Annotated in this window: 1 protein-coding gene; it reads left to right on the top strand. The window is 53.3% G+C overall.

The genetic code is table 11. From position 1 onward, the window contains the following. The coding region (locus tag CIK87_RS14535; protein WP_216822753.1) for a hypothetical protein at positions 1-280 on the top strand (280 nt) is incomplete at its 5' end. Positions 281-396: the final 116 nt, after the last annotated feature.

Genomic DNA, 396 nt, shown 5'->3' with positions numbered 1-396 from the left:
GGTTGAGGTGCGGAGTTGTTTTACCTTGGTCGATGATATAGGCAGTACGGCGCAGACGGTACGCACCCCCGGCAACTCTGTAGGAGTTGCGATTTCACAGCCCAGGGTTGAGGTGCGAAGCGCCTCTACCCTGGGTATTGGTACAAAAAAGGTAGCAACGCTGAACCGAAGGTCACCGGCGCGGCGCTTTGCGACGCGGAAAGGTAAATTGTTGCGTTTAGCCGTAGGCGTTACCTCCAGCAGGATAATGGAAAAAAAAGGTGTAGACGATTATTATTAACCGAGCATAACGCCTTCGGCTAATCGCAACTCCTTCAGAGTAGCTATAATAGTTGTGCAGCTACCCAGGGTAGCGGACTACGCCCGCAACCCTGGGCTGGGAAAGCGGAAGTCGTA

This window comes from Prevotella sp. P5-64, assembly GCF_002251285.1.
Taxonomy (GTDB): Bacteria; Bacteroidota; Bacteroidia; order Bacteroidales; family Bacteroidaceae; genus Prevotella.
The sequence above is the reverse complement of the archived record's forward strand: the minus strand, read 5'-3'. Positions and strand labels throughout refer to the sequence as shown.